Annotated in this window: 16 protein-coding genes; 4 read left to right on the top strand and 12 right to left on the bottom strand. The window is 70.3% G+C overall.

The window, feature by feature from the left end:
- Positions 1–88 precede the first annotated feature (88 nt).
- The 11 genes from ABH931_RS13515 to ABH931_RS13465 form a co-directional block, all read right to left on the bottom strand.
- Positions 89–691 carry an MBL fold metallo-hydrolase gene (locus tag ABH931_RS13515; protein ID WP_370112774.1) on the bottom strand — a complete coding sequence of 201 codons (603 nt, stop codon included), beginning with the start codon at positions 689–691 and terminating at the stop codon, positions 89–91.
- Between the two features lie 375 nt (positions 692–1,066).
- Entirely contained in the window at positions 1,067–1,378 is a 312-nt protein-coding gene (locus ABH931_RS13510; RefSeq protein WP_370112772.1) for a hypothetical protein, read from the bottom strand.
- 90 nt (positions 1,379–1,468) lie between these two features.
- Entirely contained in the window at positions 1,469–1,807 is a 339-nt protein-coding gene (locus ABH931_RS13505; protein WP_370112942.1) for an ArsR/SmtB family transcription factor, read from the bottom strand.
- 465 nt (positions 1,808–2,272) lie between these two features.
- Entirely contained in the window at positions 2,273–3,301 is a 1,029-nt protein-coding gene (locus ABH931_RS13500; RefSeq protein ID WP_370112770.1) for a WD40 repeat domain-containing protein, read from the bottom strand.
- A complete protein-coding gene (locus tag ABH931_RS13495; protein WP_370112769.1) occupies positions 3,298–4,347 on the bottom strand; it encodes a GTP-binding protein in 1,050 nt (349 codons plus the stop codon). The genes ABH931_RS13500 and ABH931_RS13495 overlap by 4 nt, the downstream gene beginning before the upstream one ends.
- A gap of 11 nt (positions 4,348–4,358) precedes the next feature.
- Positions 4,359–4,661, bottom strand: a complete 303-nt coding sequence (locus tag ABH931_RS13490) for a hypothetical protein (RefSeq protein ID WP_370112768.1) — start codon at positions 4,659–4,661, stop codon at positions 4,359–4,361.
- Between the two features lie 64 nt (positions 4,662–4,725).
- Positions 4,726–5,169: a Fur family transcriptional regulator gene (locus ABH931_RS13485; protein WP_370112766.1), complete on the bottom strand. Its 444-nt coding sequence runs from the start codon at positions 5,167–5,169 to the stop codon at positions 4,726–4,728.
- 47 nt (positions 5,170–5,216) lie between these two features.
- Positions 5,217–6,083, bottom strand: coding sequence for a metal ABC transporter permease (locus tag ABH931_RS13480; protein WP_370112764.1), 867 nt, complete (start codon positions 6,081–6,083; stop codon positions 5,217–5,219).
- On the bottom strand, positions 6,080–6,979 hold the full coding sequence (locus ABH931_RS13475) for a metal ABC transporter permease (RefSeq protein WP_370112762.1): 900 nt from the start codon (positions 6,977–6,979) through the stop codon (positions 6,080–6,082). The genes ABH931_RS13480 and ABH931_RS13475 overlap by 4 nt, the downstream gene beginning before the upstream one ends.
- A gap of 1 nt (position 6,980) precedes the next feature.
- Positions 6,981–7,895 carry a metal ABC transporter ATP-binding protein gene (locus ABH931_RS13470; protein ID WP_370112760.1) on the bottom strand — a complete coding sequence of 305 codons (915 nt, stop codon included), beginning with the start codon at positions 7,893–7,895 and terminating at the stop codon, positions 6,981–6,983.
- A gap of 7 nt (positions 7,896–7,902) precedes the next feature.
- Positions 7,903–8,886: a metal ABC transporter solute-binding protein, Zn/Mn family gene (locus tag ABH931_RS13465; RefSeq protein ID WP_370112758.1), complete on the bottom strand. Its 984-nt coding sequence runs from the start codon at positions 8,884–8,886 to the stop codon at positions 7,903–7,905.
- A 243-nt stretch (positions 8,887–9,129) separates the two neighbouring features.
- On the opposite strand from ABH931_RS13465, the gene ABH931_RS13460 reads away from it, so the two are divergent.
- The 4 genes from ABH931_RS13460 (at position 9,130) to ABH931_RS13445 (ending at position 11,312) form a co-directional block, all read left to right on the top strand.
- A complete protein-coding gene (locus ABH931_RS13460) occupies positions 9,130–9,519 on the top strand; it encodes an SCO5389 family protein (RefSeq protein WP_370112756.1) in 390 nt (129 codons plus the stop codon).
- Between the two features lie 115 nt (positions 9,520–9,634).
- On the top strand, positions 9,635–9,943 hold the full coding sequence (locus ABH931_RS13455; RefSeq protein ID WP_370112754.1) for a hypothetical protein: 309 nt from the start codon (positions 9,635–9,637) through the stop codon (positions 9,941–9,943).
- A gap of 110 nt (positions 9,944–10,053) precedes the next feature.
- Positions 10,054–10,323 (top strand): hypothetical protein, encoded by a 270-nt coding sequence (locus ABH931_RS13450; protein ID WP_370112752.1) that lies wholly within the window; start codon positions 10,054–10,056, stop codon positions 10,321–10,323.
- A 656-nt stretch (positions 10,324–10,979) separates the two neighbouring features.
- Complete coding sequence (locus tag ABH931_RS13445; protein WP_370112750.1) at positions 10,980–11,312, top strand: hypothetical protein; 333 nt, start codon at positions 10,980–10,982, stop codon at positions 11,310–11,312.
- Between the two features lie 248 nt (positions 11,313–11,560).
- Here ABH931_RS13445 and ABH931_RS13440 read toward each other — a convergent pair whose 3' ends face one another.
- Positions 11,561–12,589, bottom strand: a complete 1,029-nt coding sequence (locus ABH931_RS13440) for a helix-turn-helix transcriptional regulator (RefSeq protein WP_370112749.1) — start codon at positions 12,587–12,589, stop codon at positions 11,561–11,563.
- Positions 12,590–12,601 lie beyond the last annotated feature (12 nt).

The following is a 12,601-nucleotide window of genomic DNA, read 5'->3' as shown; positions in this document are numbered from 1 at the left end:
TTCGTTGTCCGTGCCGTCGCCGGGCCCGGAGCCACGGGCGCCGACATCGGTCCGATGGATGTTCGTCGTCGGGAGTGGCGTGCGGAGCTCAGTGCAGTCCTACCTGGCGAGCCTGGGTGGCTCCGGCCCGCGGTCCGTCGGCGAAGGCGGGGCCGTGGCCCGGCAGGAGCAGTGCCGGTGGCAGCTCGGCGAGCCGGTCGAGGGAGGAGAGGGCTGCGGCGCCGTCGTGGGTGAAGCCGCGGGAGACCAGGGACGGGCCGGTGTGCCCGATCATGTCTTCGCGGGTGACCAGGGCGTCGCCGGTGAACAGCACCCCGAGCGCCGGGAATTGGCAGGCGACGGTGCCCTGGGTATGGCCGGGCAGCGCGATCGCCTGTGGCCGGCCGGGGATCTGGTCGAAGCGGTGGTCGCCTCGGAAGGTGTGCGCGCCGCGCACCGGTCTGCCGCTGAAGCCGCCCATGCGGGCCAGGTGGAGCGGGCCGCTGATCGCTGCGGGACGGCGCAGCAGGTACGGGAGCACGGAGCGTTCGGGCTTCGCGTGGCGCATGGCACTGCGCGGCCCGTCGGTGAGGATCGCCGCATCGGCCTCGTGGATCCAGATGTCCGCGCCGGCCTGCTGGGCGGCGGTGGCCAGTCCGGTGTGGTCCGGGTGGCCGTGGGTGAGCAGGACGGCCGACCGCACCCTGGTCACCCCGACACACATCAAACGCCGACTCCGCCTCCGCGCCTGAACCCCGGCGCGAACGTGCCCGCGCGCAACCGCACGCGCAAGGACGACGAATCGGCGGGCGCCATGGTGCGGCTCAGAATGCCGATCCGGAACCTCGTCGTGTGCTCCGCGACCCGCCCCTGCCTCGCCCGCCTGGTCACGCTGAAGGACGCGACCGAAACCGACCGGCTGCACTACCTGCACCGCCAGTACGTCGAGCCCGTCGTCGCGCGCTTCTCGCCCCCCCTTTCGCACATCGGCTGGATGAGGACGACCTGCCTGGGAGCCCGTACGGGCTCCCGTGTGTGGACCTCGGTGGACGGAGCTGAAAGCACCCAGCACCCTGTCGACCCGGGCTCAGTGGTCGTCCCAGTGGCCGGAGTGTTCGGCGTGGCGGTGGCCGTCGTGGACGTAGTCCGTGTGATCTCCGTGGGGCACGGCGACGTGGCCGCAGTCCGCGCCATGCTGGTGGGAATGATCGGCGTGGAGTGTGTGCCCGCTCGGTTCGCACTCGTCCAGGTGACCGTCGTGCAGTCGGTGCAGGTGCCCGTCGTGGACGTAGTCGGTGTGGTCGCCGTGGGGGACCGCGACGTGGCCGCAGCCTGCACCGTGCTCGTGGAGGTGACCGGGGTGCTGGGTGTGGACCGGGGTGGCCATGGTGTCACCCATCTTTCGTGCTCGTGGGTGGTGTTTGCGGCCAGTCTGCCTGCACGTGTTCGTTGGCGCTCGGTGACGCGCTCGGACCGTAGGGGCGCCCACTCAAATCGGGTCTCGGATGCCGAGGGTGAGGTGGTGGGTGTGGTGGACGGCCTGGTCGAGGAGTTGGGCGACGTGGTCGTCGTGGAGCTTGTAGATCACTTTGCGTCCGTCACGCCCTGCGGAGACCAGGCCGAGGGTGCGCAGCAGGCGTAGTTGGTGGGAGACGGCGGAGCGCTCCATGCCGACCTGGTCGGCGATGTCGGTGACGGAGTGGGGTGCGGTGCGGAGCGCGGAGAGGATGAGCAGCCGGAACGGTGTGGCAAGGGCTTGGAGGGCGGCGGCGACGAGGGCTGCCGTGGCCGGGTCGAGCCGTGACGAGGCCGGGCGCGGGAGCAGCAGGCACCCGGCCTCGCAGGGCTCGGGCCGGGTACCTGGTCGGCCGGATGCCGGCTCAGCGGCGTGCACGGCCTGGCTTGAGCGTCGGTCGGGCGGGTCGGAAGACGTGCAGTTCGAGTGTGGGCGGTGGCGGCGCGATCCCCGGGCCTCCCGCTGCGACCCAGATCAGAAGTTCGTCGGTGCATCCTTCAGTGCCGCTCCAGCCGATCCAGACCGGTCGGCCGCCCCGCAGGCGCCCTGCGGTGGAGGGCTGGACCACTACGACGTCGGCGTGGGTGCACGGCCCGAGGCAGTCGGAGGTGCGGACCTCGGCCCCGGCGCGAAGGCGAGCAAGCTGTTGGCTCGCCGCCGCGACTTTGTCCTTGCTCGGGCTGCCGCAGCAACAGCCCCGGCAGACGGTCAGGAGGCAGGGACGCCCCGGGCTGTGCACGGTCGACCGTCCAGTCACCGCTTCAGGCATCTCGCGGTTCACCTCGGCAGTGCCGCCGGCAAGCGGCTGGCCTGTACGCGGCCTTCCCAGTCGGCGGTGACGAGCAGGTCCGGGCCGGCCCAGGCCAGGGCGGTGACGGGCTGGTCGAGGTCGCGGGCGTGGGCGGGGGCAAGCCGGGCGCCCGCTCGGCCGCCGGTGGCGCGCCACAGGGCGAGGGTGCCTTCGACTCCGGCGCTGGCGAGGACGCCGGCGCCGCCGGGGCGCCAGGCGAGAGCGGTGATGGTCTCGTGGGCGCGCAGCGTGCGGGGGCGGGTGCCTTCGGGTCCCTTGCCGGAGAAGTCCCAGACGGTGATGTCGGGGGCGCCGTCGGAGGCCAGCCAGTAGCCGGTGTCGTCGAAGGCCAGGCGGGCGATCTTGTCCGGGTAGCCATGCATCGTCAGGTCGCCGCCGTCCCTGGTGCGCCAGATGTGGATGGACGCGTCCTGGTTGCCGCTGCAGATCCACCGCCCCGTTGGCGCGATGGCGAGGGCAAGGTGGGAGCCGAGGTAGGGGTACTCGGTCACGGGCCTGGCGCTGTGGCGTTCGTAGCAGCGGACACCGTTGTAGGCGGTGGTGGCCAGGCGGCGGTTCTCGCGCAGCCAGGCGACGTCGGTGACGGTGCTGGGGGCGGGGTCGGTGGCCCACAGCTGTGCGCCGTCGGGAGTGAGGACGAGGGCGCGGCGGCCGGAGGCGACGGCGAGCTTGTCGGTGCCGCCCCAGCGGACGGCGGCGGACCAGGCGCCGGTCTTGGAGATCAGGGTGGTGTTGGTCGTGCGGCTCCACACCGCGTGGCCGAACGGGCCGCCCAGAGCCAGGTGCTGGCCGTCCGGAGAGAGCCTCGCGGCGAGGATGCCGCCGGGGAGGGTGACCGTGGCGACGATGTCGCCGGTGGTGGTGTCCAGGACCCAGCAGGTGCCGTCGGCTCCGGCGACGGCGACCAGGCCGGCGACGGCGTGGACGGCGACGGGGGCGTCGTCGACCGCTGTCTCCCAGGCGGTGGCGACGTCCAGTGCTGCGACGGTGCTCATGCGTTCACCGCCGCCGGGATGGCAGTGAGACAGGCGGCGAAGCCCGCGTTGAGCTCCTCGCGGTCGAGGTTGCGGCCGATGAACACGAGCCGGTTGCGGCGCGGCTCGCCGGCCTCCCACTGGCGGCCCATCTCTCCGTCGAGGAGCATGTGGACGCCCTGGAAGACGTACTGCCGCTCGGCGCCTTCGAGGGCGAGGATGCCCTTGGAGCGGAAAATGTCCGCGCCCTTCTCACGCAGCAGGGTGCCGAGCCAGGTGTTGAGCTGGTCCTCGTCCAGCTCGCCCTCCAGGTCGATACCGACGGACGTCACGGTGGTGTCGTGCTGGTGCTCGGTGTCCGTGAGGAACTGCGGGTCGGCCTCCAGGACCCGGTCCAGGTCGAAGGCGTGCACATCGAGGATCTCTGGCAGTTCCACAGCCGCGTTCTGCGCCGGGAGGATGTCGGCGAGCGCGTTGACGGACCGGATCCGGGCGATCACCTCCGCCAGTTGCTGGTGGTCGACCAGGTCGGTCTTGTTGAGGACGATGCGGTCGGCGAAGGCGATCTGCTCGACGGCCTCGTTCTCCACGCCCTCGGGCTTGACCTCGTCGAGGTGGGTGCGGATGTGGGCGGCGTCGACGAGCGTGACGATGGCGTCGAGCCGCAGCTGGGAGGCGATCTCGTCGTCCATGAAGAAGGTCTGCGCGACGGGGGCGGGGTCGGCAAGTCCGGTGGTTTCGATGACGATGCGGTCGAAGCGTTCGCGGCGGCGCATGAGCGCGCCGAGGATGCGGATGAGGTCTCCGCGGACGGTGCAGCAGATGCAGCCGTTGTTCATCTCGAAGATCTCTTCTTCGGCGTCGAGGACGAGGGCGTCGTCGATGCCGACCTCGCCGAACTCGTTCTCGATGACGGCGATCTTCAGGCCGTGCTGCTCGGTGAGGATGCGGTTCAGCAGGGTGGTCTTGCCGGATCCCAGGAATCCGGTCAGCACGGTGACCGGGACGCGCGTGTCGATCGCGGTATCGGTCTCGGTCTCGGTCAGGTCGGTCGCGCCGTCGGTCATCTGGATGCTCCTCAACGCTCGGTAGTGACTGGGGTGCTGGCGAGAGTGGTGGCCAGCAGTCGTGGGGTGATGTCGGCGACGGGGTGGTGCAGGGTCCAGCGGCGGGTGGTGCCGTCGGCGGCGAGGACCGCGACGACGGTCTCGACTGGTGGGCATCCCGGCTCGGCGCAGTCGAGTTGGCGCACGACGACGGTGTCATCGCCGCCGAGGGCGAGCTCTCGGCGGACTTGGCCCTTGATGGCGGTCAGCCGGGCGGTGTGCTCGGGCGGCTGACGGCGCAGCAGCCCGGAGATGGGCATGCCGGAGGAGGGCATGGCGAAGTCTCCCTTCGCGGTTCATGGGTGAAGGAGGGGTGGTGCGCGGTGAGAGCCGCCAGGATCAGGCGGTGGGCGCGCTCTGGGTGCAGTCGGCGCAGATGCCGGTGAGTTCGACAGTGTGCGCGACCTGGGTGAACCCGCTGGAGGTGGCTATGCGGTCGGCCCAGGTCTCCACGAGACCGGAGTCGACGGGGACACTTCTTCCGCAGGTGCGGCAGCGCAGGTAGTGGCGGTGGTCCGGGCCGGGTTGGTGCCGGAAGAGTCGTTCGCCTTCCGGGTCGCGCATGGTGTCGGCGAGGCCGGCCTCGACCAGGGCGGTGAGGGTGCGGTAGATGGTGGTCAGGCCGACCCGGGTGCCGGCGGAGATCAGTCGGGCGTGGAGGACCTGGGCGCTGACGAAGTCCTCGCGGTCGATCAGGGCTTGCAGCACGGTGGCCTGCTGTCTGGTGGGCCGCCCGAGCAGGGCGACTTCTCCCTGCGGGCTGGTGGTGTCGGTGCTGGTCACAAGGTCCTCGCGGATGCTGGACTACATGGAACGCAGGGATGGGGTCGTCAGGCGGTCACCGTCTCGGGGCGGCGGATGGCGGGGCGTCTGAGGTAGGTCGTGGCATAGACGAGGGTCGCGGCGGCCATGATCGAGAAGCTGGGCGGGCACTGCGGAATCCAAGCGGCTGCCGCGAGCCCGGCCCACATCTCCCCCACGGCCAGCCCGGCCGCGAGCGCGAGGCCGCGGAAGGGGCGGTCGGTGAGGCGCACCGCTGCGCCGGCCGGGGCCGCGAGGAGGCCGAGGAGCAGCAGGGAGCCCACGGCCTGTGTGGCTTCGCCGGCCGTGACGCCGACCAGCACGAGGAAGCCGAGCCCGAGTGCCTTGACCGGGACACCGCGCGCGACCGCGACCGACTCGTCCAGGGTGGCGAACAGCAGCGGCCGACCGATCAGCAGAACCACGGAGGTGACGGCAGCGGCGGCCAGGACAGCGACCAGCGTCTGGCCGCCGTCGAGGCCGAAGATCGAGCCGAACAGGACGCGCACGCCCGCGCCGCCGTCGTTCATGCCGCTGGCGGAGGTGGTGTAGAGGGTGAGGAAGAAGGAGCCCAGGCCGAGGATCCACGCGAACCCGCTGCCGATGACGACGTCGTCGGCCTTGCCGCGGCGGCCGATCCCGCCCAGTGGCAGCGCGACCAGGACACACGCCAGGAAGAGGCCCAGGCGCAGGTCGTAACCGGCGGCCAGGGCGGCCATCGCGCCGGTGAAGGCGACGTGGCTGAGCGCGTCGCCGGTGAAGACCTGGGCCCTCAGCACCAGGAAGTAGCCGACCAGCCCGGCCGCAAGCGCGATGAACGTCCCGGCGAGCAGGGCGTGGTGGAAGAACGGCTGGGACCAGGCCGAGGCCGCCGCGGACGCGAGATACGAGTTCATGCGGCACCTACGGGGATGGTCGACGGCGCACTTCGGTTGGCCAGAGCGGCCGTCAACGAGCGGGCGGCGTGGGCGACGAGGAAGAGGGCGAACGCGAGGCTGGTGACGAAGAAGCCCAGCGGGTCGGGCCAGAACCAAGCGGCGATCAGGCCGCCCCAGGTGGCCGCGAAGCCGATCACCACCGTCAGCAGCAGGCTGAACCCGGGTCGCGCGGTCAGGACCTGCGCGGTCGCGGCCGGGAGGACCATCAGAGCGAAGACCAGCAGCGCGCCGGTGATCTGCGCGGCCTCGGCCGTGGCCGCGCCGAGCAGGACCAGGAACGCGACCGACAGTGCCCGTACCGGGACGCCGCGGGCGGCGGCGACCTGCGGGTCGACGGAGGCGAACAGCAGCGGCCTTCCGATCACCGCCAGCACGGCCAGGACCACGAGCCCGGCGACGGCGAGCGCGGCCACCTGTCCGGTGGTGATGCCGAGGAAGCTGCCGAACAGCAGCGTCTGCGGTCCCTCCAGCAGGCCCTTGTACAGGGCCATGAAGAGGTAGCCGCAGGCCAGAAGGAACGCCTGCACGACGCCTATGGCTGCGGACTCCTCCGAGCCGCCCGGCTCACGGCCGCGCCGCAAGGCGGCGAGCGCGAGCGCGGCGGCGACACAGAAGCCGAAGTAGCCCAGGCTCAGCGCGAATCCGGCCAGCGTCGCGAACGCGGCACCGGGGAGCGCGACGACGGACAGCGTGTGGGCGGCGAAGGTCTGCCGGCGCAGCACCACGAACCAGCCCACCGCCCCCGCCACGATCGCGACGACCGCGCCCGCGCGGAAGGCGTTGACCATGAACGGGTAGGACCACATCTGCTGGAAATCCGAGACGAGGTTCCAGGAGAAGGACGCCGATCCCATCTCAGGCCCCTCCCCCGTCACGCTCTCGCCCGGAGTGACGGTCGCGATGGACGGCCGGCGCCTCGGGCTGGCCGACCACGACCAGGCGGCCGTCCTTGGTGGACAGCACCTCGACCGGGGTGCGGTAGAGGCGGGTCAGCGCCTCGGAGTTGATGACCTCGCTCGGCGGCCCGCAGACCGCGCCGCCCTCCGCGATGTACACGACTCGGTCCAGGTGGTGCAGGATCGGGTTGACGTCGTGGGCGACCATCACCACCGCGACGCCTTCCTCGTGGCAGATCCTGCCGATCAGCGCCGCGACGGCGCTCTGGTTGGGCAGGTCCAGGCTGTCCAACGGCTCGTCCAGCAGCAGGATTTCGGGGCGGCGCACGAGCGCCTGGGCGATCAGCAGCCGCTGCTGCTCACCGCCCGAGCACTGCCCGATCGGACGGTGGGCGTAGGCGCTCGCGCCGACCAGCTCGATCACCTCGGCGACGCGATCGCGCTCGGCACGCTTGTTCCTGCCCCAGAGCAGGGGGACGCCCCAGCGGTCACCGTCCAGACCCATGCGGACGATGTCGACGCCGCGGATGCGCAGGTCGGCGTCGAAGCTGCGGCGCTGCGGCAGGTAGCCGACCCGGTGGGCCGCCTCACCCGGACGCTTCCCGAGGACCCTTATCTGGCCCGCGGCTGCGGGCACGGTGCCCAGGAGCACCTTGACCAGTGTGGACTTGCCGACGCCGTTGGGGCCGAGGACGGCGACGAACTCGCCGGTCTGCACTTCCAGATCGACGCCGGACCACAGGGTCCGGCCGCCGACCTTGGCCGCGGCACCGCACAGGCACAGCACCGGGGTGCCGGTTGGCGCGCTGCCGTTCAGGGCCTCTGTCGGCTCTGCCTCACCGGCCGGGGCATGTGCCTGTGCGGTGGGGTTCATGGGGTCCTCACTTCCCGGTGGCCTGGTGCAGTGCCTGCTCGATGCCCTGGAGCTCGGCGGTCTGCCACTGCTCGAAGGTCGCGTTCGCGGGGGCGAGGGTCTCGGTGACCGTGGTGACCGGGATGCCCTCGGACTTGGCCAGCTTCACCTGGGCGACGACGTCGGGGGTGGAGTTCTGGCTGTTGTAGACGTAGACCTTGATCTGCTTGGTCTTGATCTGCTGGTCGATCGTCGCCTTGTCGGCGGCTGTGGGGTCGGTGCCCTCGCTCATCGCGTCGAGGAAGCTCTCCGGCGTGAGCATCTTCAGGCCCAGGCCCTCGGCGAGCGGGGTGACGATGGACTCCGAGGCGCCGATCGGGGTGCCGGCGTACTTGGCCTTGATGTCGGAGATCAGCTGGTTGTACTGGGCCAGGGTCTGCGTCTCGAAGGTCTGCTTCTGCTGGTCGAAGTAGGCCGCGTCGGCCGGGTCGATCTTCTTGTAGTCCGCGCTGATCGCCTCGATCATCTGGTGCACGTTGTCTGGCGAGTACCAGCGGTGCGGGTTCCCGCCGGGCTGGATGCCGACCAGGTCGCCGACCTTGAGCTCGGTCCGGCGGCTGCCCGGGTTGGTGGCCAGCAGCTTGTCCGCCCAGGCGTCGTAGCCGATCCCGTTCAGGATCACGAACTGCGCCGTCGTCACCGTGCGCGCGTCCGCAGCGGTCGGCTCGTAGGAGTGCGGGTCGGTGTCCGGGTTGGTGATGATGCTGGTCACGTGCACGTGCGACCCACCGAGCTGGGTGGCTATGGAACCCCAGAAGTTCTCCGCCGCCACCACCTGGATCACCTTGCCCCCCGCCGCCGCACCGGACGCGGTGCCCGACCCGGAGCCGGCGGATGTCGAGGAGGTCGAGCAGGCACTCACTGTCGCGACCAGGGCAACCGCGGCTGCGCCGAGGACCGATCTGGCCGGGCGGCGACGAAGCGGACGGCGGGACAGGACGGATGCGCTCATGGCAGGAACCCCCAAGGAATACGGCTGGGTTGACGACACTCACGCTAGATGGAAACGGTTTTCATCACTAGTAGATCCAAGTCTGAGATGAAAACCATTGCCAAATCTTGACCTGCGACAGCGCCCGATCGAGCCGGGAGGGGGTTGACGGGACGCTCCGCAGGCGGACAGTCTCTATCCGTAACGGTTTTCATGTTCGTTATGGATCTCGCGTCCAGTCTCCCTCCCTGATCGGAGTCCCGCATGTCGCTCGACGTCTCCCCCGAACTCCTCGCTCAGGCCGAGCGCGGCCCCGTCGACGAAGCCGACTTCGTCGCCACCGTCCGCGACTCCCTCCCCTACGCCTACAAGACCGTCGAAGCCCTCGCCGCCCGGCTCCCGCACACCGACGCCCCGTTCGTCGACGACAACACCCCGCCCACCGACGCCGAACGCGGGCAGCTGCTGCGCGCCCTGGCCAGCAACGCCATCCGGGGCAGCCTGGAGCGGCACTTCGACGTCACCCTCGCCTTCGTGAACTGCCACAACGTCGCCGCGTTCCGCCACGGCGCCGAACACGACGCCGCCTACCTGGAGTTCACCTCCCTGCGCACCCAGCTCCTCAACCAGAAGCCCGAACTGCGCAACTGCTGACATCGGCCGATCTTCGCCGTGGGCCTGACGCGCCGGTCGAGCGCGCCGGGCCCACGATGGAATCGGAGGCGGCGGCGCACCATGACGTCGCCCCGCTCACCCCGGGAGTTCTGCGATGTCGGTCAGCGTCACCCTCGACCGGACCGGCACTGCGACGTGGGGGCTGGCCTTCAGCCGCGACGGGCAGGCGTTCGCCGTCGGCACGGTCGAGCACGACGGCGACACCTACAACGCCTACGCCTCCCCGGACGAGCGCACCCGCGGCTGCGAACTCGTCGGCAGCGCCCTCGACCTCGAAGGCGCAGTCACCTCCGCCGTCCACTTCTTCATCACCGGCCTCCACCACCTCACCGCCCGCCACTACGCTGGAACACCCGGCAGCGAAGCGGACGAGGACCTGACCGGCCTTGACTGGACCACCTGAGACACCGCGCCGAGAACGTCCCGGAGGACTACACCGCCTCCTGGAGCACCTTCGCGTCGCTGAACCTGGTCCGCTCCGACCCGGCCCTCACTGCCGAGGTGATGTTCCGCATGGTCACCGACGGCGACATCAGGAAGGTCCACTACTACAGCGGCCCCGACGGCGAGGCCGTCCCGCGCGTGAAGCAGCTCCTCGGCCAGGACTGGTACCTCGAAGAGCTGACCGCCCGCAACCGCGGCGAGGCCACCGCCCTGTGGCACGCGCTGATGCCAACTCCCAACAGCGCAACCGAGTGTGACCGTGTCACTGCTCGAGGATGGCCTTTCGACCTGCGCCGCCGGGAGTCACCGGCTGATCGGCTCAGTGGTCCAAGTCCGTGAGAAGCAGAGCCAGCCGGCGCCGCCGAACAAAGACCGCACCGACCCGCCGTGTCCTGAGCAGGGGCTACCTCCCGAATCCGTTGAACCCGAAGCTCATGTAGCCGACGTCATTCGCGCTCATCATGAATTCCATGCGACCCCCACTCTGCTGCACGACGGCCGCCGTAGAGGTGTCCCCGGAGGCGGTGTCAGCCTGCACCGGGACAGCAAGGGCAACAGACCCGGCAGCCACAAGAAGGAGGAAGCCGGCTCGCAAAGCAGTGATGTTCTTCATGCCCGGGAAACGATCGCGCCGAGAACCCGTCACCCAGACGTGCGTCCTCAGGTTTGGTACCTGTGCGGAGCCCGGGCTGTCCGTTCGGTCGTGAGGACCTGTGGACGGCAGGGCTCAGTCCTCCACGGCTGAGCCCCGCGCGGGTACGTCAGACCCCACGCGCCACCACAAGAGGTCCGCTGACGCCAGAGCCTTCCTGCACACAGCAAACGCAACCGAACGGTGACTCGATCCGTCGGAACGCCTCCCGCCGTCAGTGACAAAGCCGCCAGTTCCCCGGCGGCTGATGTTGTCCAGGAGCCGCTCACAGCCGAACAGTTAGGCCGGGTCGAGGTCCTTGTCGGAGCTCGCCCGGCGGGCCGGCCCCAGTAAGCTCCGCGACATGACACCCGATCAAATGTTCAATGACATCGCCGCCGACCTGGCCCCCCACGGAGTCACGAACGGAGCGATGTTCGGCAAGCGGGCGCTCATGGCCCACGGCAAGGCCTTCGCCTGCCTCAAGGGTGACCTGCTCGCCTTTCGGCTCGGCGACGGTGCCACAGCCCACACGGAGGCCCTCGCCCTGCCTGGCGCCGAACTGTTCGACCCCTCCGGCAAGGACCGCCCCTTCAGGGACTGGGTCGCCATCCCGAACACGCACGCCGAGGCGTGGTCCCACTACGCCGGGACGGCGCTCGCCGCTCTCGTGGGCAAGGGATCACCGGGCCGGTAGCGTTCCGTCGAGCGCGCTGAGCCGAAGTTGCTTCTGCGCACATCCGAGGACCCAGGGCGACCACACCCAGGGGTCCGGCGGGTAGTGCTGACCCCGCGATCCCGGACAGGGAGCAACAACATGGCTCAGGCAACTGTGCAGTGGCCCGTTCCCGCACTGGGCCCAAGGCAACACCGCTGCGTTCCACTGAGACCGGTCAGCGCCACCACTGGAGCCGCTCGGTCTGCTCCCTGCGATTGTCACCGTGTTCACTGCTCTGGAGAGGGTGTGGTGAGTGGAGTGAGGCTGCCGGTTGCGGCGTTGGTGTAGCGGCGGGCCAGGTGCGCCAAGGTGTCTTTGAGTTCGGTCGGCCCGATGACTTCGAAGTCGGCGTCGAACTTGCCGACGGTGGCGGCCAGGCCGGGCCATGACCACGAGCCCAGCACGAGTCGGCAGCGGTCCGGACCGAGTTCCTCGACGACTCCGTCGCGGATGTAGCGGGAAACGGCGGTGGCGGGGAGGTGGAGGATCACTTCACCGCGGCAGGGCCAGTCCCCAGAGCCGTCGGATCCGTTGAACCTGCTGGTGACGAAGGTGGCTACGTCACCTCCGGGGAGTTCTCGGGGGGTGAAGCGGGGTCCGGTGGGGGTGCGCGGGTTGATCCGGTCGGCGCGGAAGGTGCGCCAGTCCTCGCGGTCGAGGTCCCAGGCGACGAGGTACCAGCGCTCGCCCCAGGTGACGAGGTGGTGGGGCTGAACCCGGCGTGGCGGGGTTGCGGCGGGGGCATCGTCGCCGGTTCCCCGTGGGGGAGCAGGGGTGTAGTCGAAGCGCAGTTCTTCGCGGGCGTGGACGGCGGCGCTGAGCGTCATCAGCACGCTGCTGTCGACCTGGGGGTTCGGCCGGGTCGCGGGCCGCTCGACGGCGGTGACCTGGAGGGTGTCGATGCGGTGGCGCAGCCGTGCGGGCATGACCTGGCGGACAGTGGTCAGGGCACGTGCTGCGGCTTCCTCGATGCCGGCGCCGGTGATGGTGGCGGTCCGGAGCGCGACGGCGAGGGCGACGGCCTGGTCGTCGTCGAAAAGGAGCGGGGGCAGTTCCGTGCCGGCGTCGAGCCGGTACCCGCCATCGGGCCCTTTGCTGGCCACGATGGGATAGCCGAGTTCGCGCAGGCGGTCGACGTCACGGCGCACGGTGCGAGGGCTGATGTCCAGGCGCTGGGCCAGTAGCGCCCCGGGCCAGTCCCGGCGCGCCTGGAGCAGCGAGAGCAGTGACAGCAGGCGTACGGAGGTCTTCTGCATGGTCCCCATAGT

The organism is Streptacidiphilus sp. MAP12-33 (genome assembly GCF_041261265.1).
Lineage (GTDB): Bacteria > Actinomycetota > Actinomycetes > Streptomycetales > Streptomycetaceae > Streptacidiphilus.
The sequence above is the reverse complement of the archived record's forward strand: the minus strand, read 5'-3'. Positions and strand labels throughout refer to the sequence as shown.